Origin of the sequence: Actinospica sp. (assembly GCF_035552695.1) — a bacterium.
Taxonomy (GTDB): Bacteria; Actinomycetota; Actinomycetes; order Streptomycetales; family Catenulisporaceae; genus Actinospica.
Window position 1 is genome coordinate 1 of sequence record NZ_DASZKT010000160.1, and the last position, 26,308, is coordinate 26,308.

The window sequence follows — 26,308 nt, forward strand, 5'->3', positions numbered from 1 at the left end:
GCGTCAACGACTACGAATCCTTCACCTCCATCCTCGGCGTCAGCCCCGGCAACAACCTCACCTGCTGACACAACACACCCACCAACACAACACCCTGACCCACACCGGCTCCCCGGCGGCACACCTGCCACCGGGGAGCCGGACCGTTTCGCGGCTCCCGAACGTGACCGGACTCTTGACGTCCGTTCATATGACTGCGTAGTCTGACTGCGCAGTCGGAAACTCCGGTGGCACTAGAATCCCAGCGAGGCGGGAGGACGACATGGCTGAGGCAACGACGCGGAGCGCCAGCGCGCCCGCGCCGCGCAGCGTGGACGTCGCCCGGCTCGCCGGAGTGTCGCAGAAGACCGTCTCCCGGGTGCTCAACAACGAGCCGTACGTCTCCGAGGTGGCGCGGCGGAAGGTGCTCGAGGCGGCCGAGGCGCTCGGCTACCGGCTCAACAACGCCGCCCGCGCGCTCGCCTCCGGCCGGACCCGTTCGATCGGCGTGGTCTCGCTCGGCACCGCGCTCTACGGACCCGCCTCGCTGCTCACCGGCATCGAGCGGGCGGCCAGGGACACCGGCTACGCGCTGCGCGTGGTCAACACGATCGACGGCGAGCCGTCCGGGATCGCCGGAGCCGTGGAGTCGCTGCTCGAACAGGGCGTCGACGGCATCGTCATCTCCGAGCCGATCGACGAGGGCGATGTCGGGATCAGTGTCGACGTGCCGGTGCTGGTGATCGGCGCGCCCGCGCCCTTCGCCGCGCCGCGCGTGGTGACCGTCGGGGTGGGCGCCGACCTGCTGGCCCGCGCCGCCACCGAGCACCTGCTGGACCTCGGGCACCTGACCGTTCATCACCTGGCCGGACCGCAGCGCTGGTACGCGGCGCGCGACCGGCTCGAAGGCTGGCGGACCGCGCTCGCCGACCGGGGGCGCGCGCAGCCGCCGGTCATCCCGGGCGACTGGTCGGCCTCCTCCGGATACGCCGCGGGGCAAGGGCCGGCCCGCGATCCCGAGGTGACCGCCGTCTTCGCGGCGAACGACGACATGGCGGTCGGGCTGATCCGCGCGCTGGTCGAGGCCGGTCGCCGGGTGCCCGAGGACGTGAGCGTCGTCGGCTACGACGACATCCCGGTCGCCGCCTACATCACTCCTCCGCTGACCACGGTCCGGCAGCCCTTCGACGCCGTCGCGCACGAAGGTCTGCGGCTTCTCGTCCAAGCCATCGAGAAGCCCGACGCGGAGACGATCCGAGCGAACGACCCACCGGTCGAGCTCATCATCCGCGCCTCCACCGGCCCGGCGCCGCGCGCATAACAGAATCCTTCATCCGCTGCCTCGGCCGCACTTCTGGCTCCTGAGCACATCCATTCGTCCAATCATGTCTGCTTCCAATGGCGGGAGTTCACCATGCCCAGAAACGTCCCCATCCCCTCCTCCTCAGTGTTCAGCCGGCGCCGCTTCCTCGGCGCGACCGGCGGACTCTCCCTCAGTGCCGCGCTCGCCGCGGGCTGCGGCAGCAGCGGGAGCGGCGGCGGCTCGAGCGCCTCCGCGACGCCGCTCAGCCAGGCCGCGATCGACAAGGCGATGACGACGCCGGCCACGCTGACGTTCTGGACCTGGGTCCCCGACATCGCGGCCGAGGTCGCGCTGTTCGAGCAGAAGTACCCGGCCATCAAGGTCAACGTCGTCAACGCCGGCCAGGGCACTCCGCAGTACACGAAGCTGCGCACGGCACTGCAGGCCGGCAACGGTGCGCCGGACGTCTGCCAGATCGAGTACCAGTACATACCGACCTTCACGCTCATCAATGCCCTGCTCGATCTGCGGCCGTACGGCGCGTCCGCGCTCAAGAGCGAATTCGTCGACTGGACCTGGAGCCAGGTCTCCGGGCCGAACGGCGAGGTCTTCGCGATTCCGCAGGACACCGGTCCGCTGGGCATGCTCTACCGGCAGGACATCTTCGAGGCGCACGGGATCTCCGTGCCGACGACCTGGGACGAGTTCGCCGACGCGGCCCGCAAGCTGCACGCGGCCGATCCGACCGTCTACCTCACCAATCTCTCGGCGGACCAGGCCGCCGCCTGGCACGGACTGCTCTGGCAGGCGAACGCTAAGCCTTACGCCACCTCCGGCGGCAGCACGATCTCCCTCAACGTGGACGACGCGGCGTCCAAGAAGGTCGCGTCGTACTGGGGGGCTCTCGCGGAGCAGGGCGTGATCAGCACCGATCCGGACTTCACCGACGCCTGGTACACCGGTTTCAACAAGGGCAGATACGCGACCTGGCTCACTGCGGCCTGGGGTCCGGTGTTCCTGTCCGGCTCGGCGCAGGCCACCTCGGGCAAGTGGCGTGCCGCCCCGCTGCCCCAGTGGGACGCCTCCTCGTCCGCCTCGGGCAACTGGGGAGGGTCGACGACCGCCGTGATCAAGTCGACCAAGAACGCGGTCGCGGCGGCCCGGTTCGCGCAGTTCCTCAACAGCGATCCGGACAGCGCGAAGCTCTTCGCGGACAAGCAGTTCCTCTTCCCCTCGACCAAGGCGCTGCTCGCGGACCCGAGCTTCATCGACCAGACGCCCGCCTTCTACGGCGGACAGCAGGTCAACAAGCTTTTCGCGCAGATCAGCGACACGGTCAGCACGACCTTCCAGTGGCCGCCGTTCCTCGACGAGGTGGTCACCGACTGGACGGACACCGTCGGCAAGGCGCTGGCCGACAAGACGGACGTCGTCAACGCGCTCGCCCAGTGGGAGTCGCAGCTGACGACGTACGCGAAGAACCAGGGCTTCACCGTCACCGCGCCGTCGTCATGAGCACGAGCAACCACGTCGTCGCACGGGGCCGCCGGAGCCGCGTCCGGCCGGGCGCGGCCGGGCCGGTGTTCGTCGCCCCGTTCCTGCTGCTGTTCCTGCTGCTCTTCCTCACCCCGCTCGGCTACGCCGGTTATCTCAGCCTCTTTCGACACCGGCTGATCGGCGGTACCAGCTTCGCGGGCCTGGGCAACTACATCACCGCGATCGGCGATCCGCTGCTGCGTGAGGGAGTCGGCCGCGTCGCGCTGTTCTTCGTGATCCAGGTTCCGCTGATGCTCGTGCTCGCGCTGCTGTTCGCGCTGGCGCTCGACAGCGGCCTGATGCGGCTGGCGAAGATCGTGCGGCTGGGGATCTTCCTGCCCTATGCGGTGCCGAGCGTCGTCGCGACCCTCATGTGGGGATACCTGTACGGGCCCTCATTCGGTCCGTTCGCGCAAATCGGCCGGGACCTGCACGTGTCCGTGCCGAACTTCCTGGGCAACGGCTGGATGCTCAGCAGCCTGTCGAACATCGTCACCTGGGAGTTCACCGGCTACAACATGATCATCCTGTACGCGGCGCTGCAGACGATCCCGCGGGATCTCTACGAGGCCGCGGCGGTGGACGGGGCCGGGGCCTGGCGGATCGCCCGCTCGATCAAGCTGCCCGCGCTGCGGCCCGCGCTCACCCTGACCCTGCTGTTCTCGGTGATCGGCAGCTTCCAGCTGTTCAACGAGCCCTACCTGCTCCAGCAACTCGCGCCGAACGTCATCGACAGCGGCTACACGGCGAACCTCTACGCGTACACGCTCGCGTTCACCGGCCAGCAGGTCAACTACGCGGCCGCGGTCTCCTTCCTGCTGGGACTGGTCATCGTGCTCATCTCGTACGTGTTCCTGTTCCTCGCGACCCGAAGGAGGACCCGGTGACGACGCGCAGACGCAGCATGCCGCTGACGATCGCCATGCTGGCGGTCCTGGCGTACTTCCTGATCCCGCTGTTCTGGCTCGCGGTCTCCTCGACCAAGAACACCACGGATCTGTTCAACACCTTCGGGCTCTGGTTCTCGCACGCTCCGCAACTGCTGGGGAACATCCGCGCGACGCTGACGACGGACAACGGCGTGTTCGTGCGCTGGCTGCTCAACACCGTGCTCTACGCGGCGGTCAGCTCGCTCGGCGCCGCGTTCCTGGCCGCGGCGGCGGGCTACGGGTTCGCGAAGTACCGCTTCCGCGGACACGGCGCCGCGTTCAACCTCATCGTGGGCACGATCATGGTGCCCACCACCGCGCTCGCGATCCCGACCTATCTGCTCTTCTCCCAGGTCGGGCTCGTGAACACGCCGTGGGCGGTGATCCTGCCCTCGCTGATCAACCCGTTCGGCCTCTACCTCATGCGCATCTACGCGCAGGACGCCGTGCCCGACAGCCTGATCGAGGCCGCGCGCATCGACGGCGCGGGGGAGTACCGGATCTTCTTCCGGATCGCCCTGCGCCTGCTCGCTCCCGGCCTGGTGACCGTGCTGCTGTTCACGCTCGTCACGACCTGGAACAACTACTTCCTGCCGCTGATCATGCTCAACAACCCGCAGCTGTATCCGGTCACGGTGGGTCTGTCCTCCTGGGCGGCGCAGGCGCAGAACGGCGGGGCCGGCGCGTCCAGCGGCATGCTGCCCCTCGTCGTCACCGGCTCGCTGCTCTCGATCATCCCGCTCGTCATCGCGTTCCTGTTCCTGCAGCGCTACTGGCAGTCGGGCCTGGCCACCGGCGCCGTCAAGCAATAAGCACGTTTCGCCCACCCGCTTTCATCCGGAGGTTGCCTTCATGGCGGTCCTGCCTGCCCGCGTCCTGTTCGGTGCCGCGTACTACCACGAATACCAGCCCGGCCAGCGGCTCAAGACGGACCTGGACATGATGGCGGAGGCCAGGTTCAGCGTCATCCGCGTGGGCGAGTCGGTGTGGTCGACGTGGGAGCCGGAGAACGGACGGTTCGACCTCGAATGGCTCGAGCCGGTGCTCGACGGCGCGCACGAGCGCGGCATCGCGGTGGTGCTCGGCACCCCGACCTACGCCGTCCCGCCGTGGCTGGCGCGTCAGTACCCGGAGATCGCCGCGGAGCGCGCGACCGGGCAGCGGATCGGTTGGGGCGCGCGCCAGGAGGTCGACTTCACCCATCCCGCCTTCCGTTTCCACGCCGAACGGGTGATCCGCGAGATCCTCACCCGGTATGCCGCGCACCCCGCGGTGATCGGTTTCCAGGTCGACAACGAGCCCGGCCTCGAACTGCTGCATAACCACGGCGTCTTCCAGCGCTTCGTCGACCACCTGCGTGCCGAGTACGGCGACGTGGAGACGCTCAATCGCGAGTGGGGCCTGGTCTACTGGTCCCACCGCCTGTCCACCTGGGCCGACCTGTGGACCCCGGACAACAACGCGCAGCCGCAGTACGACATCGCCTGGCGTGCGTTCCAGGCTCAGCAGACCACTGAGTTCATCGCCTGGCAGGCGGGTATCGCCCGCGAGTACGCGCGGCCCGAGCAGTTCGTGACCACCTGCATCTCCTACACGCGCCCGGCGGTCGAGGACGACGAACTCACCGACAGCCTCGATATCGCCTCAGGCAACCCGTACTACGACATGCAGGACGCCCTCGAACTACCCGACAACCGGGTGACCGAGCAGAAGTGGAAGACCGACGGCGTCTGGTCGCTGTATCAGACCGCTGACTGGATGTTCTCCTCACGTCAGGCGCCGTTCCTGGTCACCGAGACCAACGCGCAGAGCATCGGCATGCCGTGTGACAACCGGCCCGCCTACGACGGGCAGTGGCGGCAGTCGGCGTGGGCGCTGGTGTCCCGCGGCGCACGCATGGTCGAGTACTGGCACTGGCACACGCTGCACTTCGGCGCGGAGACCTACTGGGGCGGAGTACTGCCGCACAGCGGGAAGCCGGGACGCACCTACGCCGAGCTCGCCCGCCTCGGCGCCGAACTGGAGACGGCGGGGGAACTCGTCGCGGGCCTGGAACCGGACGCCGACATCACGATGCTCTACTCGACGCCGAGCAAGTGGCTGATGCAGAAGTACCCGCCGCTGGCCACGGCGAACGGCGCCCCCGACCCCGACGCGTACCACAAGATATTCGACCCCTTCTATCGGGGCGCGTTCGAGGCGGGGCGGCAGATGCGGATCGTGCACGCCAGGCAGTTGCACGACCCGCGCGGCGAACGGGAGGGGGTCTCGCCGCGCGAGGCAGCGACGCGGCACCCGGTCCTGGTCGTCCCGGCGTTCTATCTCGCGCACGACACCACGCTCGACTGGCTGGCCGAATACGCGCACGAAGGCGGGCACCTCGTCCTCGGCCCGCGCACCGGCTACGCGGACCACGAGGGCCGGGCACGGCAGGAGCCGGCGCCCGGGCGCCTGGCCGAAGCCGCCGGCGTGCGTTACGACGAGTTCAGCAATCTGCGCGCCGACCTCCCGCTGCGTACCGCGCCCGACTCGGGACTCGTCCTCGCCCGCGAAGCCCACGGGACGCGCTGGGCCGAAGGGCTGACCGTCACCGACGCGCAGGTCCTCGCCACCTACCACCACCCGCACTTCGGCCTGTGGCCCGCGATCACCACCCGCGCGCACGGCGCCGGCCGCGTCACCACCGTCGGCACCGTGCCCGACCGCGCCCTCGGACGCGCGTTGGCCGCGTGGCTGGCGCCCACCCCGCGGGGCGGATGGCACTCGCTGCCCGAGACCGTCACCGCCACGACGGCCACCGCCACGGACGGCCGCGGCGTGCACGTACTGCACAACTGGAGTTGGGAACCGGCACGCCTGACCGCGCCGATCCCGCTGCAGGACGTACTGAACGGGGGACGCATCGCCGTCGGCGCACCGTTGCGCCTCGGCCCCTGGGACGTGCGGGTGCTCGTCGCCGACGAACGACCCGCGCTCTAGTACAACCCGCTCACACACACCCCCTCACAAAGAAGTCAGGCGGTACCAGTGAAACCCGATCGAGAATCCCCAGGAGCACGCCTGCTCGCCGTGCTCTTCGTCCTCGCCGCGGTCTTCGGCGCGAGCCCGGCCGCGCAGGCCGAGACGAGCGGCGTGCAGACGGTCTTCACCCCGACCTCGGCGGCGGGCTTCGTCGACCCGGCCGTGATGTACGCACGCGCGATCACCCTGCAGCACAACGGCGACGCCAACGGCACGATCCTGACGACCTTCGAGACGTACACGAACGGCACGCCGTACTTCCCCGTGTATCAGAGCACGAACGGCGGCGGCTCGTGGACGTACCTGTCGCAGGTCGACGACACGGTCAACGGCTACGGGATGCGCTGGAACCCGCAGATCTACGAGCTGCCCGCCGCGCTCGGCGGCCTCCCGGCCGGAACGCTGCTCGTCTCCGGCCTGTCCGTGCCCTCGAACCTCTCCTCGACCTCGATCCTGATGTTCGACAGCACGAACCAGGGCAGGAGCTGGAGTTACCTGAGCACGGTGGCAGTGGGCGGCGCGGCGTACACCGCGGACCCGAACACCCCCGTATGGGAGCCGTTCCTGCTCATGTACGACGGTCAGCTGATCGTCTACTACTCGGACCAGCGCGACACCTCGGTGCACTCGCAGATGCTCGTCCACCAGGCCTCGACGGACGGCGTGAACTGGGGCTCGGTCGTCGATGACGTGGCCTATTCGGCGCAGTCGGCCAGACCCGGCATGGCGACCGTCGCCGAGATCAACGGCGGTCAGTGGATCATGACATACGAACTCTGCAGCACCGCGGGCGGCAGTTGCCCGGTCAACTACAAGATCGCGAGCAGTCCGCTGGCGTTCGCGAGCGCGACCGGGACCCAGATCGTGCTGAACGACGGCACGGATCCGTGCTGCCAGCCGTACGTCACCTGGACACCGAGCGGCGGAGCGGACGGGACGATCGTGGTCAGTGACGGCGGCCAGACCGCGCTCGCCGTGAACACGGCCGGGGGCGACGCGAGCGACTGGAAGTCGGAGGGCTCTAACGCTCCGGGCGGCTACAGCAGGTCGCTGATGATGATGCCGGACGGAAACACCGTGATGACCTTGACCGGCGGCTATCACAACAGCAACTACCTCAACCAGGTCCAGTTCGCGTTCGACAACATCGCTCCTGGCATCTCGAACGGGGCGACGTACACGCTGGCGAACGGCTATTCGGGCCTCGGGCTCGGCGCCGCCTCGACGACGACCGGATCGCTGGTGACGCAGCAGACCGCCTCCTCGTCGTCCGCCGCGCAGCGGTGGGTGCTCACCCGCCAGGCCAACGGCTACTTCAGGCTGACGAACGTCGCCAGCGGCCTGCTGCTCACGGTCACCGGAGCCTCCGAAAGCAACGGCGCGACCGTCGAGCAGGACGCGGCCTCCGCGGGGTCCGCCGCGCAGGACTGGGCCGTCGTGCAGCAGTCCAACGGCACCTTCACCCTCGCCAACCGGCGCAGCGGACTGCTGCTCGACGACTACGCGTGGGCGAAGACGTCCGGCTCGACCGTCGACACGTGGGCGGCGACCGCCGGGAGCAACCAGACCTGGACGCTCACCCAGACCGCGTTCCCGACGCTGACCAGCGGTCAGTACTCGATCCAGAACAACTACAACGAGTACCTGGAGATCCCGGGCGGTTCGACCACGGCCGGCACCCAGGCCGACCAGTGGTGGTACGCGAACCAGTCCTGGCACCTGTGGCGCTTCGCCGCCGTGAGCGGCGGCTACCAGATCAAGAACAGCGACTCCGGCCTCGCGCTCACCGACACGTACCCCGCGTCCGGCGAGGCGATCACCCAGACGAGCCCCGTCAGCGGAAATGCGGATCAGGTCTGGACGCTCGTGCCCTACGGCGGCAATGAATACCTGATCAAGAACGTCGGCACCGGCCGGTACGTCACCATCGCCCAGAGCTCGTCCGCCGACCTGGCCAAGGCCGTGTCGTGGACGGAGCTGAACACCTCGGACCAGCTTTGGACGATCCGCCGGCTCAACACCGGCTGAGCACCTTCCCGAGAGACTGTGGCGCGGATCCGGCAAGCAGGGATCCGCGCCACAGTTCTTCAGTTCAACCGTTCAACCGTTCATCAGCCGCTCAATAATTCACCGGATCAGCAGGCGTTCAGCCAGGTGGTGGTGAAGTTCTCCTCGTTGCTGAGGGCCGAGGTGGAATCGCAGAGCGTGCTGCCGACCTTGATCTCCATCTGCTCGATGGTGTACCCCGAGCCGGTGTACGAGCCGACGGCCTTTCCGTCCACGGTGAACGAGGTGAACGGGTCCGTGCCGAACTTGGTCAGGCTGTTGGCCGCCATCTCCATCACGGCCTCGGCCGACGAGTCCTTCGCCGAGAGCTTCTTGGAGACGCTGAACGTCCAGCCCTCCGTGTTGTTCGTGAGCACCAGCTTGTAGGTCGTGCCGCTCGTGTGGGTCACGGTGCCGGTGAAGGAGTCGCCCGCCTTCACCGTCTTGTTGATGATGACGACGCCCGCCGGGTACATCTCGTACCAGGCGTAGTAGTCGCTGCTGGCTCCGTTGCAGTCGACCGAGGTGCCGGTCTGCTCGACGGTGCTGTCGCTGAATCCGTCGAGACCGACCCAGGGGGACATGTCGGTCTGGCCGTCGCCGCTGGTGCAGGTGCCGGCGTTCTGGATCCAGGTCGCCGTCGCCGTGGTGAACGTGCCGCCGGTGACCGCGTACCCCGACCAGTTGGTGGAGTAGTCCAGGACGCGGTTGCCGATCGAGGCGTGGCCGATGCGGCTGCCGGGGGCCACGTGGTACGGGCCGCCGGTCTGGAACGTCGCGTGGGCGCCGGCGGCCGCCATCGCCGGCTGGGCGAAGGCGAGCGACCCGAGCGCCAGGGTGAGCGCTCCCAGGGCCGTGAACGAGTGCTTGATCATGCGTGGGCTCCTTCGTGTGGGTAGACGGCGGCGGGACCCCTCGCCTGGGTGTGCTCCGGGCCGCGGACGCCGAATACGGCGGAGCCTGCAACCCGTTGTGGGACAGGAGAACAGGCGATTTTGAGTGTCCTGATTCACAGTTCCGCGGCGGCCCGGGCCACGCCGGAAAACGGGTCTTCCCGGGCCATCTCGAGCGCTCGGACGGCCCCGGAATCCGCGGCGAATCGGGCCGGACGATTTGTCCCGCCTCGTCCATTCGGTACGGCTCGAAATCGCGGTCTCAAGAGATTTCGGCGCGTCGGCGGCGCTTTCGGCTCGGGGCGGGTAGACTTGCCGCATGTGGGATGCGTTCCGCAGCGCGGGTCTGTACCTTTTTCAGGCTCGGGGCGAGCGTTCCATGAAGGAGAGTTTGTAGTTATGGCAACTGGCACTGTGAAGTGGTTCAACGCGGAAAAGGGCTTCGGGTTCATCGAGCAGGACGGGGGCGGCCCTGACGTGTTCGCCCACTACTCCGCGATCGCCACGCAGGGCTACCGCGAGTTGAAGGAGGGCCAGGCCGTCAGCTTCGAGGTGACGCAGGGCCCCAAGGGACCGCAGGCGGCCGACATCCGCCCGCTCTGATCTATTGAGCTTGGTCGTCAGAGGCCGCCGGACTCGTTCCGGCGGCCTCTGCGTTTTCCCGACTCGTCGTTCCAGGTCGGCGGCTAGGCGATGCCGCCGTTGGCGTAGAGCACCTGGCCGTTGACCCAGCGGCCGCCCGGACCGGCGAGGAACGCGACCGACTCGGCGATGTCGTCCGGCGTGCCGATCCGCTCGAGCGGGGCGGCCTTGGCGAGCTGCTCGATCAGCTGCCCGCTCTTCCCGTCGAGGAACAGCGGCGTGGCGGTCGGTCCGGGGGCGACGGCGTTCACCGTGACGTCCCGGCCGCGCAGCTCCCGCGCGAGGATCAGCGTCATCGCCTCGACCGCGCCCTTCGTCGCGGCGTAGGCGGCGTAGGTCGGCTGCCGGATCCGGGTGACGGAGGTCGAGAAGTTGATCAGCGCGCCCCCGGAACGCAGGCGGCGCGCGGCGAGCTGGGAGACGACGAAGGTGCCGCGGACGTTCACGCGGTGCATCCGGTCGAAGTCCTCGAGGCTCATCTCCGCGACGGGGGCCAGCAGCATGATGCCCGCGGTGTTGACGACGACGTCGATGCCGCCGAAGCGCTGCTCGACGGTGTCGAAGAGCTCCGACATCTGCTCCGGCTCGGCCACGTCGCCGGGCAGCGCGAGCGCGCTGCCGCCCGCGGCGGAGATCTCCTTCACGACCCCTTCGGCCTGCTCGGCGCGGCCCGCGTAGTGCACGACGACGGACATCCCCGCCGCGGCGAGCCGCCGCGAGACGGCGGTGCCGATGCCGCCGGAGCCGCCGGTGACGAGTGCGACGCGCGCGGTACTGGTGGTGGTCATCGGTACCACTCCCTTCCAATTATGTGGACGAGTTGTACACTAACATTATGTGGACGAGTCATCCACATAACCGCCGAGGGAGATCGCCGATGGAACCGACCGAGACCGGGACCGGGAAGGCGGCGCCCGCCGCGCCGTCGCCCGCGCCCGCCCTCAAGCCGGGACGCGGCCGGCGCCGTGCCGAGGACGTGCGCCGCGCCGCCCTGGCCGCGACCAGCGCGCTGCTGTTCGACGCGGGAGTCAAGGGCGTCACCTTCGAGAAGGTCGCCGCGCGCGCGGGGGTGAGCAAGATGACGCTCTACCGCTGGTGGAGCACCCCGGGAAGGCTCGTCTTCGAGGCCTACTTCAGCGCGCTCGAGGAGGCGCTGGCGTTCCCCGACACCGGAGACGTGCGCGCCGACCTCACCGCGCAACTGCACTCGTTCGTCGGCCTGTTCCAGCGCGGCGGAGCGACGATCGCCCAGATCATCGGCGCGGCGCAGAGCGATCCGGACCTCATCGAGGCGCTCTCGGATCAGTACGTCCGTCCGCGCCGGCAGCTCGCGGTCGACCGCCTCGCCGCCGCACGCGCGGCCGGTCAGATACGCGCGGACGCCGACCTCGACGCGATCGTGGACCAGCTGTGGGGCGCCTGCTATCACCGCTTGCTACTGCCCGTCCTCCCGCAGCATCCGGTCGACACGGCCTTCGCGGACGCCCTGATCGCGAACCTCTTCCGCGGCGTCGCGACCTAGCCGCGCCGCGCGCCTGCCTGTTAAACTCACTGAAACAGACGTTTCAGTGCGGAGGGCGACGAGACGTGCAGGATCTGTTCTCGCTGGATGGACGAACTGCCCTGGTGACCGGATCGGTGCGGGGTCTTGGGCTCGAGATGGCGCGCGGCCTCGCCGAGGCGGGTGCGCGTGTCGTGGTCAACGGCCGGGACCGGGACGTGCTCGGCCGGGTGGCGGGCGATCTGCGCGCCGAGGGCCTCGATGTGGACGCCGCGGCGTTCGACGTGACCGATCGCGATGCGGCGCGCGCGGCGCTCGAAGGCGTCGGCGACATCGACATCCTGGTCAACAATGTCGGCCACCGGGACCGGCGCGGTGTCGACGATTTGCCCCCAGCGGACCTCGCGCACCTGCTGGATGTCCACGTCGTCGCGGCGTACGCGCTCAGCCAGGCCGTCGCCCGCTCGCTGCGCGCCCGCTCGGCGCCCGGCCGGATCATCAACGTCTCGTCGGTCGTCGGTCAGCTCGGGCGGACCGGCGACGTCGCCTACGCCGCGGCCAAGGCCGGACTCGGCGGACTGACCAGGGCTCTGGCGGCCGACCTCGGCCCATCCGCGATCACTGTGAACGCCGTGGCGCCCGGCACGTTCGCGACCGAAGTCAACGCCGCGCTGGCCGATGACCCCGAGTGGAACCGCTGGTTGCGCACCCGCACCGCCCTCGGCCGCTGGGGCCGTCCGCAGGAGATCGTCGGCGCGGTCGTCTTCCTGGCCGGCGACGCCGCCTCGTTCATCACCGGCCAGACCCTCGCAGTCGACGGCGGGATGACCGTCACGTTCTGATCGCTCCGGGCCGCCCCGGCGTCGGATGCGCGCCCGACGTCGGATCGATCGGTTCGAGCAGCCGCTGCAGCGCCAGTCCGTCCGGGGCGAGTGCGCTGATGAGGACCGCGGGTGCCTCGAGGAGCAGGGCGGCGATGGAGCCGTCCGCATCGTCGCGGGCGGCGACGGTGAGACGGTCGGCGGGCGGGATGTTCGTCCAGGCCGGGTCGACGATGAGGGTGCCGGCGCAGGCGCGGGCAGTGCCGACGACCGCGGGACCGAGGGCGCCGCGGTGTCTTGGGCCGACGGCGAGCGTGTGGTCGAGGAGGGGGCGGTCGGCGCGGCGGACGCGGAGGCGGGTGACGGCCGAGCCGGGTGCCTCACCGTGTCTGCCGAGCAGCGTCTGTTCATGCCAGGTCAGCCGGGCGTCGGCGGCCATCTCGATGTTCACGGCGGTGCAGTGGCGGGCGCCCCGCGCGGCGATCAGCGGCTGCGGGTGCCAGGTGAGCGAAGCGCCCGACTCGATGCGTACGCTGATATCGAGGGTTGATTCGTCCCCGTGCGGACCGGGGAGCGCGAGGGACGCGGCGACGCTGCTCAGACGCACCTCTGCGCCGGGGCCGAGGTGCAGGCTGAGGTGCAGCTCGTCGCCGCCGAGGGGACCGGCCGCGCCGCCGACGAGGTGGACGTGCGCGGCGCGGCGATCCCCGTCCGGGGAGTCGGCGAAGGTCTGGCGGAGCAGCAGCGGTGCCTGGCCGGCGAGCGTCGTCAGGCGGGTGACGCCATCGGGGCGGGATTCGGCGACGAGGCGCGCGCTCGCTTTCATACCGCCGCCTTCATACCGCGACGGCCTGGCGCCGCGTGATCAACTCGGTGATCCATCCGGCCACGTCCGAGGCGAGCGGATCGGCCGCGAGCGACATGAACACGGTCGGGCGCACGGTGCCGTCCGACGAGGCGCGCTGGCGTGCGGCGTCGCGTCGCATCACGTCGAGGTCGGCGTGGACGAGCTCCGCCAGGTCGGTCTTGTTGACGGCCAGCAGGTCGGAGGAGATGATGCCGGGCCCGCCCTTGCGTGGAACCTTGTCGCCCCCGGCGACGTCGATGACGAAGATCTGCCGGTCGATCAGCCCCTTGCTGAAGGTGGCGGTGAGGTTGTCGCCGCCGCTCTCGACGAGCACGAGGTCCAAGGGCGCGAAGCGCCGTTCGAGGGCTTCGACGGCTTCGAGGTTGGCCGAGATGTCGTCGCGGATCGCGGTGTGCGGACAGCAGCCGGTCTCCACGGCGGTGATCCGTTCGGGGTCGAGCACGCCTTGTCGCAGCAGGATCTCGGCGTCTTCGCGCGTGTAGATGTCGTTGGTGACGACGGCGAGTGAGTACCGGGTCCGCAGCGCGCGGCAGAGCGCCGCGACCAGCGCGGTCTTGCCGGATCCGACCGGGCCGCCGATGCCGATGCGCAGCGGTCCGCCGGTTCGTGCGGGGCGGAGACCGACTCCGGCGAAGCCTTCTTCGTCGGGATGCCTACGATGCAAAGAGACGCACCTCCCAGGTGCTGTGGTGTTCCGCCGAGATGTCCAGGCGCGGCGCGCTGAACGAGGGCAGCTCGCTGATCGGTCCGAGCGCCGACTCGACCGCGGCGTCGGCGGTGTCTTGAACGTGCGGTTCGAGGGCGGCGAGCACGGCGGTGACCGCATCGGGGTCGATGCCCATCAGCCGCGTCGCGGCGTTCGCGGGGCCGGTGACGGAGCCGAGCGCGGCGGCGACGGCCACGTCGTGCGGGCCGAGCCAGGCGGCGGCACCCGCGGCGCCGAAGGCGAGCGGCTGATGCGGTCCGTCGGGATGGACCGCGGCCGCGGCGTCGAGTGCGGGTCCGGACCAGCCGACCCGGACCGCGCGCAGCAGTTGTCGGCCGAGCGCGCGTGAGGCACGGCGTTGCGCGGGCGAGGGGGTGCGTGCCTCGTATTCGGCGTCGAGATCGGCGAGACGGGCACCATCCAGTGCCGCGACGCAGAACGCTGCGCCGGTCAGGCCCGTGGTGCTGAGCCGGCCGAGCAGGAACTCGTACAGTTCGGCGGCGTCGTTGACGCGCTCGGCGGCGACCGCGGCCTCCAGCCCTCCCGAGTGCGCGTGCGTACCCGCCGGAAGACGGCTGTCGGCCAGCATGAGGAGCGAGGTCAGGTTCATCAGAACAGGAAGTAGCGCTGGGTCAGCGGCAGCGTCCGAGCCGGGGCCGGCTCCACGGTCTCGCCGTCGATGCGCACCGTGAACGTGTCCGGCTCGACCTCGATCCGCGGCAGCGCCGTGTTCTCCGGCAGGTCCGCCTTCGTCAGCCCTCGTACGTCTCGTTGCGCCACCAGCTTCCGGCGCACCCCGAGCCGTTCGGCGAGCCCGTCCTCGAGCGCGGCGGGCGCGACGAACGCGAGGCTGGTGGCGGCCGGCGCGTTGCCGTAGGCGCCGAACATCGGCCGCGGCAGTACCGGCTGCGGCGTGGGGATCGAGGCGTTGGCGTCGCCCATGGCCGCCCACGCGATCGCGCCGCCCTTGATGACCAGGCTCGGCCGCACCCCGAAGAAGCGCGGATCCCAGAGCACGAGATCGGCGAGCTTTCCGGCCTCGACCGAGCCGAGTTCCCCGTCCATGCCGTGCGCGACGGCCGGGCCGATCGTGTACTTGGCCACGTATCGCCGGGCGCGGTGGTTGTCGGCCGGGCCGCTGTCGCCCGGCAGGGAGCCGCGCTGCGCCTTCATCGCGTGCGCCGTCTGCCAGGTGCGGATGACGATCTCGCCGATCCGGCCCATCGCCTGCGAATCCGAGCCGATCATCGAGATCGCGCCGAGGTCGTGCAGGACGTCCTCGGCCGCGATCGTGGTCGGCCGGATCCGCGACTCCGCGAACGACAGGTCCTCGGGGATCGACGGCGACAGGTGGTGGCAGACCATCAGCATGTCGAGATGCTCGTCGATGGTGTTGACGGTGTGCGGCCTCGTCGGATTCGTCGACGCCGGAAGGAAGTTCGCCAGTCCGGCCACGGTGATGATGTCCGGCGCGTGCCCGCCGCCCGCGCCCTCCACGTGGTAGGCCTCGATCGTGCGCCCGGCGATCGCGGCGACGGTGTCCTCGACGAAACCGGCCTCGTTGAGCGTGTCCGTGTGGATCGAGACCTGCGCTCCGGAGGCGTCCGCGACGCGCAGGCAGGTGTCGATCGCGGCGGGCGTCGCGCCCCAGTCCTCGTGGATCTTGAACCCGGCCGCGCCCGCGCGCAACTGCTCCCACAGGGCGTCCTCGTTGGTGGAGTTCCCCTTTCCGAGCAGCGCGAAGTTCACCGGCCACGGATCTAAGGCTTCGAACATGCGAGCCAGGTGCCAGGCGCCCGGCGTCACGGTCGTGGCCTTGCTGCCCTCGGCCGGGCCGGTGCCGCCGCCGATCAGGGTCGTGATGCCGGAGGCCAGCGCCTCGGTGATCGCCTGCGGGCAGATGAAGTGCACGTGCCCGTCGATCCCCCCGGCCGTCAGGATCTTGCCGTTGCCGGAGATGACCTCGGTGGACGGGCCGATCACCAGTGCCGGGTGCACGCCGTTCATGGTGTCCGGGTTCCCGGCCTTGCCGAGCGCGGCGATCCGGCCGTCGCGGATGCCGACGTCCGCCTTCACGATGCCCCAGTGGTCGAGCACGATGACGCCGGTGATCACGGTGTCCGGGCTGCCGGGCAGGTCCGCGCGGGCGACGCGCGTCACATGACCCATGCCCATCGACTCGCGCAGCACCTTGCCGCCGCCGAACACCGCCTCCTCGCCGTATCCGGCGTGCGCGCACAGATCCCGCTCGACCCTGATGCGGAGGTTCGTATCGGCCAGCCGGACGCTGTCGCCGACGGTCGGGCCGTACAGCGCCGCGTACCGGGCACGAGAGATCTCAGCCATCGAGCCTTCCTTCCTCGCGGGCGCCGCTCGCTCCGCGCAGCCCGGTCACGACGCGAAGCCCGGCGATCGGGACCAGCGCGATCTCGCGGGCCAGCCCCGGTTCGAAGCGGACCGCCGTGCCCGCCGGAATGTCCAGGCGCAGGCCCCAGGCCGCGTCCCGATCGAATTCCAGGGCCGGATTGGCCTCGGCGAAGTGGTAGTGCGAGCCGACCTGCACTGGGCGGTCGCCGGCGTTGAGCACGGTCAGCGTCGTGCGCGGTGCCCCGGCGTTGAGCGTGATCGGCTCGGCGGCGAGCAGATATTCGAACATGGCGCCCTCTACGTCCTCTAGGTCCTTCACCCGATCGGCCGGTGCACCGTGATGAGCTTCGTACCGTCCGGGAACGTCGCCTCGATCTGCACCTCGTCGATCATCTCCGGCACTCCTTCCAGCACGTCCTCGCGGGTCAGCACTCTGCGTCCGGCATCCATCAGTTCGCTGACACCATGGCCGTCGCGGGCGCGTTCGAGCAGGAACGAGGTGAGGACGGCGACCGACTCCGGATAGTTCAGGCGCAGGCCGCGGGCGCGCCGCTCCCCGGCCAGCCCGGCCGCCACGTGGATCAGCAGGCGTTCCTGCTCGTGCGGGGACAGGAGCATCAGACGCCGGCCTTCTTGCACGCGTCGTGGCAGGCGGCCTCCAGGCTGCAGCACAGCGAGCAGATGGCGCCCCGGTGGAACGGGCAGCCGGCCATGTCGGGGCGCTCGAAGGCGTCCGAGCACACGACGCAGGTCAGCTCCACCATCGAGAGCAGGCCGTCCACGATCAGCGGCTCTTCGAGTTCGTCGACCCGGGCGATGTAGTACTTGCCCTTCGTCGCGTAGGCGAGGACCGGCGAGAGGACCAGGCTTATGCCGAGCGCGATCAGCGGGGAGAAGGCCTTGGCGTAGGCGCCGAAGGCGTTGAAGTACGCGGCGATCGAGACGGCCGAGGCGATCAGCATCGAGCCGAAGCCGACCGGGTTGAAGTTGTACAGGTGCGCGCGCTTGAACTCGATGAACGACGGGCTGAGCTTCAACGGCTTGTTGATCACCAGGTCCGCGGTGACCGCGCCGATCCAGGCGATCGCGACGTTCGAGTAGAAGCCGAGGACGCTGTTGAGGAATCCGAAGACACCGCCCTCCATCAGCGCGAGCGAGATGCCGACGTTCAGGAAGATCCACACGACGCGGCCGGGGTGCCGGTGCAGCAGCCGGGAGAAGAAGTTGGACCAGGACAGCGAGCCGGAGTAGGCGTTCGTCGAATTGATCTTTATCTGGGAGAGGATCACGAAGAACGTGGCCAGGCCGAGCGCGACGGGCGCGGCGAAGGTCTTCAGGCCCAGCAGGTACTGCTGGATCGGTTCGTCGGCGAGCGACTTGCCGAGCTTCTCGGTGACGTAGAACGCGAGGAACGCGCCGCCGAGCTGTTTCAGCGCGCCGAGCACGACCCAGCCGGGGCCGGCCGAGAGCACCGAGGCCCACCAGCGCTTGGCGTTCTCCGGCGTCTTGTCCGGCATGAAGCGCAGGTAGTCGACCTGCTCGCCGATCTGCGCGATGAGCGAGAGCGCGACGCCCGCACCGGCTCCGGCGCTCAGGAAGCTGAACGCGGCGCCGGTCGGCGAGTCGCCGCCGAAGTGGGTGAAGCGCGCGAACTCGCCCGGGTCCTGGATCGCGATGGACACGAACGGCGCGACCATCAGGATCAGCCAGATCGGCTGCGTCCACACCTGCATCTTCGACAGCGCGGTCATCCCGTAGATGACGAGCGGGATGACCAGCAGCGAGGCGATCAGATAACTGACGGCCAGGGGTATGTGCAGGCCGAACTGGAAGGCCTGCGCCATGATCGAGCCTTCGAGGGCGAAGAAGATGAAGGTGAAGCTGGCGTAGATGATCGAGGTCAGCGTCGAGCCGAGGTAGCCGAAGCCGGCGCCGCGGGTGAGCAGGTCCATGTCGACGGAGTACTTCGCCGAGTAGTAGGCGATCGGGATGCCGGTGGCGAAGATGATGACCGCGGCGATCAGGATCGCGACGGCGGCGCTGCTGAATCCGTAGGAGATCGCGATCGAGCCGCCGATCGCGAAGTCGGCGAGGTACGCGATGCCGCCGAGAGCCGTCGTGGCGACGACATAGGGACTCCAGCGGCGGAAGGACTTGGGCGCGTAGCGCAGCGAGTAGTCCTCGAGCGTGTCGTTCTTGGCCCAGCGGTGGTAGGCGCGCCGAGCCCGCGTGGGCTCGGCGATCTCGGCCTGGCTGTCGGTGTCCGTCATGGGCCCGAGCGTGGCGCGCACGTGTTGAGGTTGTGTTACGCGGCGTTACTTCACAGAGAAACTATTTCTCCGAAGGGGTATCTGGAGGGCGCGGAGCCCTACGATGGTCCTGTCCGACGGTGATCCGGGACTGAGGTATCCGGGACTGCGGAGGAACTGCGAGCGGAAGGGGCGGGCTAGAGTTGCGCGACGATGTCGAAGTCGAACGCGTCGGCCCGCGCGAGGTAGATCGGCTGCCGCACGTGGTTGCCGTCCAGCGAGACCGTGCCGCGCGGACCCTCGTAGCCCAGGCGGCCGGTGTTCATCAGGGCCCGGATATCGAGGCTGCGGGCCCGGCCGGCGAGCGCCGCGAGCAGCCGGACGCCCTCGTAGCAGGACTCGCCGAGGCTGCTCAGCACGGGCGCGTGGGTGCCGAAGCGCGCGGCGTAGCGCCCGTTGAAATCCAGGCTTTCGGCGGTCGCGAGCGTCTCGAAGTAGCCCGCGGCGGCCCACAGGTTGTCGGTCGCGTCGGCGCCGGTCGCCATGAGCATGTTCTCGTCCATGTGCGTACTCAGTCGCAGGGCACGCTGATGCAGCCCGCAGGCCGCGTACGCCCGGTTGAAGTGCACCGCGTCGGCGCCGATGAGCAGCATCAGCACGACGTCGGCCCCGCTGCGGTCGATCGCGCGCAGCACACCCGCGTAGTCCTGCGTTCCGAGCGCCACGAACTCCTGCCCGCACACGCGTCCGCCGCACGCGCGCGCGTAGCGCAGGGCCGCACGCGCCGTGACCCGCGGCCAGACGTAGTCGTTGCCGACCACGAACCAGCGGCGTACGCCGTGCGAGTCGGCCAGCAGCCGCATCGCGGGCAGCAGCTGGCGCGCCGGGGTCTCTCCGGTCACGAACACGCCGGGCGTCCGCTCGCCGCCCTCGTACTGCGCGGTGTAGACGTACGGGACTCGGCCGGCGATCCGCGGCGCCAGCGCACGCCGGACGGCCGAGATGTGCCAGCCGACGACCGCGTCCACCGCGCCTATCGACACCAGCGCCTCGACCTCGGCGGCGACCACGCCGGCCGCCCGGCCCCCGTCCACCGGCACCAGCCGCACCCGTCGCCCCAGCACCCCGCCCGCGTCGTTGAGCTCGCCGACCGCCAACCGCGCCGACAGCTCGCAGGAGGGCCCGAACACCCCCGCCGGGCCGCTGAGCGGGATCACCAGCGCGACCGTCAGCTCGGGCTCGGGGAGCACGCGACCACCTCGGGACATAGCAGGGAACGCAGGCGAGGCTGCCATCCTGACCGGCGGACGGCACGCGCGTCCAGCCCCGGCCGCGTGACGAACCGGGAATACCGGAAGAAAGGGCGGATCCATGACCGGCACGAAACCGCAGCGTGACCTGGTGCACCTGCTCAGCAGGGCCGAGCACCTCGCGGTGCGGCGACTGGCCGCCGCCATCGAGGCCGAGGCCGCCGGCTGCACGGTCGAGCAGTGGCGGGTGCTCAACCTGCTCGCCGACGGCGCCGGCCACCCGATGACCGAGCTCGCCGACTACGCCCTGCTGCCCGCTCCCACCGCGACCAAGCTCGTCGACCGGCTCGTCGCCGACGCCCTCGTCTACCGGCACCCCGACCCCGCCGACCGCCGCAGGGTCCTGGTCTACGCCGCCGAACGCGGCCGCGAGCTGCACACCCGCCTCGCCTCGGTCCTCACCCGGGTGCAGGCGGAGCTGCCGGGCTCGGTCGGATCCGAATCCGAGCTCGAGGGATTGCTGGGCAGTCTGGCCGAAGGCTTCGGCACGGTAGCCTGCACGGGTGACTGATCTGTTCGGTACGGCGGCCATCCGCGAGCGGGTGCTGGGGGCGTGGGAGACCGCGCCGGTACGGTTCCGCGAGGACGCGAACCTCGAAGAAGACCTGGTCCTGGGCGGATACCGGGATCGGGTCGTCGTCGAGCTGGCGCAGAACGCCGCGGACGCGGCGGCGCGGGCGGGCGTGCCGGGCAGGCTGCGGCTGACCCTGGTGAGCGGCGGCGCGGACGGGCACGGGGCGACGCTGTCGGCGGCGAACACCGGTGCGGCGCTGGACGCTGGCGGGGTGCAGAGCCTGTCCACGCTGCGTGCGTCGGCGAAGCGGGACGAGGGGCAGGGCGGCGGGTCCGGGAACGCGGCTCCGGTCGGGCGCTTCGGGGTGGGGTTCGCTGCCGTGCTGGCCGTGAGCGACGCGCCGAGGGTGCTGTCGCGCGACGGCGGCGTGCGGTTCTCCGCCGCCGAGGCGCGCGAGGCCGTGCGGCGTGCGGCGGAACAGAATCCTGAGTTGGCGGCGGAGCTGGACCGGCGCGGCGGCCGGGTTCCGGTGCTGCGCCTGCCCTACGCGGCCGAGGGTGCGGCGCCGTGGGGATACGACACCGTGGTCGAACTGCCGCTTCGTGACGAGGCGGCCGTGGCCCTGGCGCGCCGGCTGCTGACCGAACTGGACGACACGCTGCTGCTCGCGCTGCCTCAGCTCACCGAGATCGTCGTCGAGCTGGACGGCGATGTACGGACATTGACCGCGGACCGGAGCGTCAGCGGCGAGTGCGTGGTCGTGGACGGGGCGCGCAAGACGCGGTGGCGGTTGGCCGACGCGCGCGGCGAGCTGGCACCGGATCTGCTCGCCGATCGTCCGGTCGAGGAGCGGATCAAGCCCCGCTGGTCGCTGACGTGGGCGGTCCCGGTCGACGCGGACGGGGGTCCGCAGCGTCTGCGTACCCTGCCGGTCCTGCACGCCCCGACGCCGACCGACGAGCCGCTCGGACTGCCCGCGCTGCTGATCGCCTCGTTCCCGCTGGAGGTGACACGTCGGCGCGTCGCCCCCGGCCCGCTGGCGGACTTCCTGCTCGACCGGGCCGCCGAGGCGTACGCCGGGCTGGTCACGGCCTGGCCGGTACGCACCCCCGCGCTGCTGCGCCTGGTGCCCGGCCCGATGGGGGAGGGCGCGATCGACGCCGACCTGCGTCGCCGGATCGCCGCCCTGCTGCCCGACGCCACATTCCTTCCGGCCGCGCAGGGGGACGCGGTGCTGCGGCCGAGGGACGCCGTCGTCATCGACCCCTGCGATGCCGAGCTCGTCAATGCCCTGAAGGACGTGCTGCCGGGCCTGCTTCCGGCCGGTTGGGAGCGCGACCCGGTCGCGACGTCCGCGATCGGGGTGCGCCGGCTCGGTGCGAACGAGCTGGCCGAGGCATTGTCCGGGCTCGATCGGGACCCGGCCTGGTGGGGAGCGCTGTACGCCGCCGTGTACGGGGTCTTCGGTCAGGACCCTGATCTGAGCGAGACGCTGGCCACCCTGCCGGTGCCGCTCGCCGACGGCCGGACCGTGCGCGGGGCCCGCGGCAGCCTGCTGCCCGTCGCCGAACTCGACGCGTCGGTCAGTGCGACGCTGCGTCCGCTCGGCCTGCGGATCGTGCACCCGGCAGCCCTGGCCGGCGGCAGCGGACCGGCAGCCCTGCTCGAACGGCTCGGCGCCCGCCCCGCGTACCCGCGCGTGCTGCTCGACGACGTTTCGGTGCGCGGCGCGATCACGGAACCCGATGACCCGGCCGAGCTCGCCGAAGCCGTGCTGGCGCTCGTACGCGCCGCCGAACCGGGCCCGCACGAGCGCTTCGACCTCGGCGACCTGCTGCTGCCGAACGATCGCGGCGGCGACAGCAAGGCCCGCGAACTGCTGCTGCCCGGCTCACCGCTCGCCGAGGTCGTCGATCCCGAGGCGTTCGGGTTCGTCGATGAGGGCTGGGTGCGCCGCTGGGGCACCGAGACGCTGCGCGCGGTCGGCGTCATCGACACGTTCGAAATCGTGCGCGCGGAGAATGTCCTGCTCGATATGAACAGCCTGGACGACGACCTGCTCGACCTCGACGGGATCGACGAGTGGGTCGGCGTCCTCAGGACGGCGATCGACCGATCCGGCCACGACATGGCTCCGGTGGCGCTCGAAGTGGCCGCGGTCCGCGATCTCGACCTGGTGACGCGCTGGCCGCGCGCACTGGAAATGCTGGCGGGCCCCGGCCTGCGCACGGCCGTCTCCAGGCCGGTCAGGGTACTGACCGACGACGGACGCCCGGTGGAGCTGCCGTCGTACGCGTCCTGGTGGCTCAGCCGCCATCCGGTCCTCGACGGCCGTCGACCGGCCGATCTGGCCACCGGCGGCGGGCTGCTGACCGGCCTCTACGACCCCGCGCCCGGCGATAAGGACACTGAGTTCGACACCGAATTCCTGGTCAGGATCGGCGTGCGCACCACCCTCTCCGCGCTGCTCGCCGGGCCCGGCGGCCCCGATGAGCTGCTCGACCGGCTGGCCGACGCGAACCGTCCGGTCGGCGGATCCCAGCTCACCGCGCTCTACGTGGCGCTGAGCGAGGCTCCGCCCGAGCACGTGGCTCCGCCGGCCGAGCTTCGCGCCTGGCAGGACGGAGAGCTCGTCGTCGCGGACGCCGCCGACGTCGTCGTGATCGACGCGCCCGACCTGCTGCCGCTGCTCGACGGACGCGTCTACCTCGCGGTCCCGCCCGACGCGGCGGCCGCACTCGCCGACCTGCTCGACCTCGACCTCGTCTCCGAGGCGATCACCGGCGCGGTCACCTCCGAGGGCGAGCCGCGGCCGGTGCCCGACGCCGTCAGGGAACTGCTTCCCGAGTGCCCGGACACGTACTTCGAGCACGACGAGCTGATCCTGGACGACACCGTCGAGGTCGCCTGGCGGGTGGTCGACGGCGTACCGCACGCCTCGACCTTCGACGGCATGGCCCGCGCGCTGGCCTGGGTCGCCGGCCGCTGGGACCGGCGACACCTCGTCGCGGCGCTGCTGGCCGAGCCGGAACAGGCCGACGAACTGGTCGCGGAGACCTACTACGAGTGACTAGACGAGCTTCGCGAGGATCGCGAAGGCCATCGTCACCACGATCGCGATTTCGCATACTGCGATCGAGCGGGCAGCGAGAGCGCCCTCGGAGGGCCCCCGCGCTGCGGATGCGGTGATGCCGTCGAGCGCGGCCACCGCGTAGCCGACCAGGACAACGGCCAGCGCGACGCCGAGGGCCGGGAACGCGATGGTCGTGTCCTTATACATGTCGGACATCCCGGCCATCGCGTAGTAGCCCGCGGTCGAGCCGTTGATCGTGGACGGGGCCACACCGGCGAGCAGCATGTACACGGCGATGCCGCAGCCGCCGGCCGCGACGAGCGCGACGCGCACCGCACCGGTACCAGCACCAGTACCAGCGCCGGACTGCCCCGGCTCCGGTCGGCGGCTGAGCAGCGCGGCCCGGACCGCGAAACCGATGCCGGCGGCGCCGATCAACAGGGCCCAGATGCCGGGACTCAGCACGTGCATCCAGCGCACGAGCATCCCCGACACGGCGAGGGCCAGCAGGAAGACCACCGCGTCGCGCGCGTAGTCCACGGGCAGGCCGAGGGCGCGGGCCATCGCCATCCGCCACAGGCTGAAGGCGGCGATGGCCAGCATCACCACGGCGAGGATCACGGGGAGCCAGGCGGGGACGTTCATCGGGCACTCCGATTCGTCGTCGGGTCGGTGCTCGGCTGCCGCGCGGCGCGGACCGGCCAGTACGCGAGGGCGACCAGAGCCAGCAGCGGGCCCGAGTTCGGGTCGGTCGCCATGCCCAGGAACACGCCGCCGAACGCCTGGACGACCACCCAGATCACCGCGGAGAACACGAACGCGGCCACCAGCCAACCGCGTCGCGCTCTCGGCCAGGGCAGGTAGACGGAAACGGCTATTGCGGCCAGCAGGACGCCGATCACGATCGAGATCGCCAGGTCGCGGCCGTTGGTCAGGTTCGCCGCGTGGTTCATGATCGAGGCCAGCCAGCCGGGCTGGCCGTCCACCATCGTGGTGACCTGCCCGGCGAGCGCGCCGGGCGCGTCGTTGCCCGAGGCGAAGGTGAAGTAGACGAGGCTGCCCCAGAGCACCAGCCACAATGCGCGAGCCGTGCGGGCTCCGACGAACCGGGCCGCCTCGAACGGCGCAGGGGCGACCGCGTCGTCCTCGTCGACCGGCCAGAGCAGCACGGCGAGCAGCGCGTAGAGGATCACCGCGCCGGGGGCACCGGTCAGCGGGTCCGCCTTGCCGCTGAGCACCCCGCCGAGGCCCTCGCCGAACCACCACACCGCCAGCGACCAGGGGATCGAGGCGGCCAGCCCCAGCTTCGCGGTCGGGCGGTAGGCGATCGCCAGACCGACGGCGACCTGGATGCAGGCGAACGCGGTGTCCGTGCCCACCGGGTGGTTGAGGACGATGGCGTGCACCCGATTCATGGGCGAGGCGATCACGCTCGGATTCCCGCCGATGGTCGGGTAGATGACCATCTGGGCGAAGTTCTTGGTGAACATCGCCGGCTGGAACTGCAGGACGCCGTCGAGCAGCCAGATCCCGGCGAGCACCAGCTGCAGGGTGCGGCGCCTGCCGGAAGCCACGCCGCCGGCGAGCGGCCGGAGCGCCGGGAACCGCGGGGCGGTGGCGAGCCGGGCGCTAGGGGTCGTCCCGGTCATGCCCGGATCCCCCGCGCAAAGCATGGCAAAATACACATTTCGTGCATGAATATCTCTCCAACGTCACGTGTGGACACGAGTGAGCCCGAGGCCGGGTCTCGTGCCACGGAGACGGCGTCGGGGTGTTTACCTGAGCGAGAGAGAGATCGGTGGACCGCGCAGCAGGCGGCTGGTGAGCAGGCACTGCGAGCGCAGGGCGAGCACGACGGTTTCGACGGGCCGGAAGGACCGCGTCCGAATCGGAATCGGTACCGTGCGGACCTGCGGAGCGAGGTGCTCGACGGCCCAGAGCGCCGCGCTGCGGGCGAGCCCGTGCAGCCCGGCCTCGCCTCGGCGTAGCCACCAGGCGCAGGCCAGGGCGGCGAGGGCGTGCCCGATCAGCATCCCCGAGCCCATCCGCATCGCGGCGTCCGGCTGCGGCATCGCCATGCCCGGCATGGGCATCGACATCCCGGCCGGCATCCCCGGCATCGACGCCGAGGCTGTTCGAGTGACGGAGGCGGCGTCCTGCGCGTAGGCGAACAGCAGGTGCAAGACGATCTGGAGCACGCCCATCAGCAGCGCGATCCCCAGGAGCCCGCGCTCGCGTCGGGAACCGGCCCGCGCCGACGCGTACACGCCAATGGCGCCGAGCACGACCGCCCACGCCGGTATCGCCGCGCCCGACATCATCCCGTGCGCGGCAACGCTGAGCCCCAGGCACACCGCGGTGAAGACCGCGGCGCGCACGGCGGGCAGGACCGGTTCGCGCGTCATCGTGGCGTCATCTTCCCATCCCTGCCGTCCGCTGGGAACACCGAGACGGTCATGCGGAGCTGAGTACTACTACTCAGTAACCTCCGTGCGCCGCGGCCGCGAGTTGAGTACGAGAGCTGATTCGGATCGCCGACGCCGGTGGCTG

At 70.4% G+C, this 26,308-nt stretch carries 24 protein-coding genes; 11 read left to right on the forward strand and 13 right to left on the reverse strand.

Translation table 11 applies throughout. From position 1 onward, the window contains the following. Positions 1-262: 262 nt before the first annotated feature. The 6 genes from VG296_RS19315 to VG296_RS19340 all read left to right on the forward strand — a co-directional run bounded on the left by VG296_RS19315 (position 263) and on the right by VG296_RS19340 (position 8,796). Positions 263-1,300 (forward strand): LacI family DNA-binding transcriptional regulator, encoded by a 1,038-nt coding sequence (locus VG296_RS19315; RefSeq protein ID WP_325567515.1) that lies wholly within the window; start codon positions 263-265, stop codon positions 1,298-1,300. A gap of 93 nt (positions 1,301-1,393) precedes the next feature. After that, positions 1,394-2,797 (forward strand): extracellular solute-binding protein, encoded by a 1,404-nt coding sequence (locus tag VG296_RS19320; RefSeq protein ID WP_325567517.1) that lies wholly within the window; start codon positions 1,394-1,396, stop codon positions 2,795-2,797. Continuing rightward, positions 2,794-3,705 carry a sugar ABC transporter permease gene (locus tag VG296_RS19325; RefSeq protein WP_325567519.1) on the forward strand — a complete coding sequence of 304 codons (912 nt, stop codon included), beginning with the start codon at positions 2,794-2,796 and terminating at the stop codon, positions 3,703-3,705. The genes VG296_RS19320 and VG296_RS19325 overlap by 4 nt, the downstream gene beginning before the upstream one ends. A gap of 17 nt (positions 3,706-3,722) precedes the next feature. Continuing rightward, complete coding sequence (locus VG296_RS19330) at positions 3,723-4,559, forward strand: carbohydrate ABC transporter permease (protein WP_349259623.1); 837 nt, start codon at positions 3,723-3,725, stop codon at positions 4,557-4,559. A gap of 40 nt (positions 4,560-4,599) precedes the next feature. Further along, on the forward strand, positions 4,600-6,726 hold the full coding sequence (locus VG296_RS19335; RefSeq protein ID WP_325567523.1) for a beta-galactosidase: 2,127 nt from the start codon (positions 4,600-4,602) through the stop codon (positions 6,724-6,726). Between the two features lie 48 nt (positions 6,727-6,774). Further along, positions 6,775-8,796 (forward strand): RICIN domain-containing protein, encoded by a 2,022-nt coding sequence (locus VG296_RS19340; RefSeq protein ID WP_325567525.1) that lies wholly within the window; start codon positions 6,775-6,777, stop codon positions 8,794-8,796. Between the two features lie 107 nt (positions 8,797-8,903). Here VG296_RS19340 and VG296_RS19345 read toward each other — a convergent pair whose 3' ends face one another. Continuing rightward, entirely contained in the window at positions 8,904-9,689 is a 786-nt protein-coding gene (locus tag VG296_RS19345) for a G1 family glutamic endopeptidase (protein WP_325567527.1), read from the reverse strand. A gap of 417 nt (positions 9,690-10,106) precedes the next feature. Between VG296_RS19345 and VG296_RS19350 the strand changes: the two genes are divergently transcribed. Continuing rightward, on the forward strand, positions 10,107-10,310 hold the full coding sequence (locus tag VG296_RS19350; RefSeq protein ID WP_325567528.1) for a cold-shock protein: 204 nt from the start codon (positions 10,107-10,109) through the stop codon (positions 10,308-10,310). Between the two features lie 83 nt (positions 10,311-10,393). Here VG296_RS19350 and VG296_RS19355 read toward each other — a convergent pair whose 3' ends face one another. Beyond that, positions 10,394-11,137 carry an SDR family oxidoreductase gene (locus VG296_RS19355; RefSeq protein ID WP_325567530.1) on the reverse strand — a complete coding sequence of 248 codons (744 nt, stop codon included), beginning with the start codon at positions 11,135-11,137 and terminating at the stop codon, positions 10,394-10,396. A gap of 89 nt (positions 11,138-11,226) precedes the next feature. Here VG296_RS19355 and VG296_RS19360 point away from each other — a divergent pair, with 89 nt between their 5' ends. Beyond that, positions 11,227-11,871 (forward strand): TetR-like C-terminal domain-containing protein, encoded by a 645-nt coding sequence (locus VG296_RS19360; RefSeq protein WP_325567532.1) that lies wholly within the window; start codon positions 11,227-11,229, stop codon positions 11,869-11,871. 65 nt (positions 11,872-11,936) lie between these two features. Further along, entirely contained in the window at positions 11,937-12,692 is a 756-nt protein-coding gene (locus VG296_RS19365; RefSeq protein ID WP_325567534.1) for an SDR family oxidoreductase, read from the forward strand. Here the strand turns inward: VG296_RS19365 and VG296_RS19370 are convergent. The 8 genes from VG296_RS19370 to VG296_RS19405 all read right to left on the reverse strand — a co-directional run bounded on the left by VG296_RS19370 (position 12,682) and on the right by VG296_RS19405 (position 20,129). Next, positions 12,682-13,497: an urease accessory protein UreD gene (locus VG296_RS19370; RefSeq protein WP_325567536.1), complete on the reverse strand. Its 816-nt coding sequence runs from the start codon at positions 13,495-13,497 to the stop codon at positions 12,682-12,684. The two genes, VG296_RS19365 and VG296_RS19370, sit on opposite strands and share 11 nt — an antisense overlap. Before the next feature lie 10 nt (positions 13,498-13,507). Continuing rightward, entirely contained in the window at positions 13,508-14,203 is a 696-nt protein-coding gene (gene ureG / locus VG296_RS19375; RefSeq protein WP_325567537.1) for an urease accessory protein UreG, read from the reverse strand. Beyond that, a complete protein-coding gene (locus VG296_RS19380) occupies positions 14,193-14,855 on the reverse strand; it encodes an urease accessory protein UreF (protein ID WP_325567539.1) in 663 nt (220 codons plus the stop codon). Before VG296_RS19380 ends, ureG begins: the two co-directional genes overlap by 11 nt. Continuing rightward, positions 14,855-16,591 carry an urease subunit alpha gene (locus VG296_RS19385; RefSeq protein ID WP_325567541.1) on the reverse strand — a complete coding sequence of 579 codons (1,737 nt, stop codon included), beginning with the start codon at positions 16,589-16,591 and terminating at the stop codon, positions 14,855-14,857. The genes VG296_RS19380 and VG296_RS19385 overlap by 1 nt, the downstream gene beginning before the upstream one ends. Continuing rightward, complete coding sequence (locus VG296_RS19390) at positions 16,584-16,901, reverse strand: urease subunit beta (protein ID WP_325567543.1); 318 nt, start codon at positions 16,899-16,901, stop codon at positions 16,584-16,586. The genes VG296_RS19385 and VG296_RS19390 overlap by 8 nt, the downstream gene beginning before the upstream one ends. A gap of 26 nt (positions 16,902-16,927) precedes the next feature. Next, complete coding sequence (locus VG296_RS19395; protein ID WP_325567545.1) at positions 16,928-17,230, reverse strand: urease subunit gamma; 303 nt, start codon at positions 17,228-17,230, stop codon at positions 16,928-16,930. Continuing rightward, positions 17,230-18,882 carry a hypothetical protein gene (locus VG296_RS19400; protein WP_325567547.1) on the reverse strand — a complete coding sequence of 551 codons (1,653 nt, stop codon included), beginning with the start codon at positions 18,880-18,882 and terminating at the stop codon, positions 17,230-17,232. The genes VG296_RS19395 and VG296_RS19400 overlap by 1 nt, the downstream gene beginning before the upstream one ends. Positions 18,883-19,058: 176 nt before the next feature. Continuing rightward, entirely contained in the window at positions 19,059-20,129 is a 1,071-nt protein-coding gene (locus VG296_RS19405) for a substrate-binding domain-containing protein (protein WP_349259621.1), read from the reverse strand. Positions 20,130-20,232: 103 nt separating this feature from the next. Here VG296_RS19405 and VG296_RS19410 point away from each other — a divergent pair, with 103 nt between their 5' ends. Together VG296_RS19410 and VG296_RS19415 are read left to right on the forward strand one after the other, a co-directional pair. Further along, complete coding sequence (locus VG296_RS19410) at positions 20,233-20,682, forward strand: MarR family winged helix-turn-helix transcriptional regulator (protein ID WP_325567551.1); 450 nt, start codon at positions 20,233-20,235, stop codon at positions 20,680-20,682. After that, positions 20,675-23,755 carry a sacsin N-terminal ATP-binding-like domain-containing protein gene (locus tag VG296_RS19415; protein ID WP_325567552.1) on the forward strand — a complete coding sequence of 1,027 codons (3,081 nt, stop codon included), beginning with the start codon at positions 20,675-20,677 and terminating at the stop codon, positions 23,753-23,755. Before VG296_RS19410 ends, VG296_RS19415 begins: the two co-directional genes overlap by 8 nt. Here VG296_RS19415 and VG296_RS19420 read toward each other — a convergent pair whose 3' ends face one another. The 3 genes from VG296_RS19420 to VG296_RS19430 form a co-directional block, all read right to left on the reverse strand. Next, positions 23,756-24,403, reverse strand: a complete 648-nt coding sequence (locus VG296_RS19420; RefSeq protein WP_325567554.1) for a hypothetical protein — start codon at positions 24,401-24,403, stop codon at positions 23,756-23,758. After that, the gene (locus VG296_RS19425) at positions 24,400-25,407 is read right to left on the reverse strand and encodes a hypothetical protein (RefSeq protein WP_325567556.1); all 1,008 of its coding nucleotides are present in this window, start codon (positions 25,405-25,407) and stop codon (positions 24,400-24,402) included. The genes VG296_RS19420 and VG296_RS19425 overlap by 4 nt, the downstream gene beginning before the upstream one ends. A 126-nt stretch (positions 25,408-25,533) precedes the next feature. Continuing rightward, positions 25,534-26,163: a hypothetical protein gene (locus tag VG296_RS19430; protein WP_325567558.1), complete on the reverse strand. Its 630-nt coding sequence runs from the start codon at positions 26,161-26,163 to the stop codon at positions 25,534-25,536. Between the last annotated feature and the right edge of the window lie 145 nt (positions 26,164-26,308).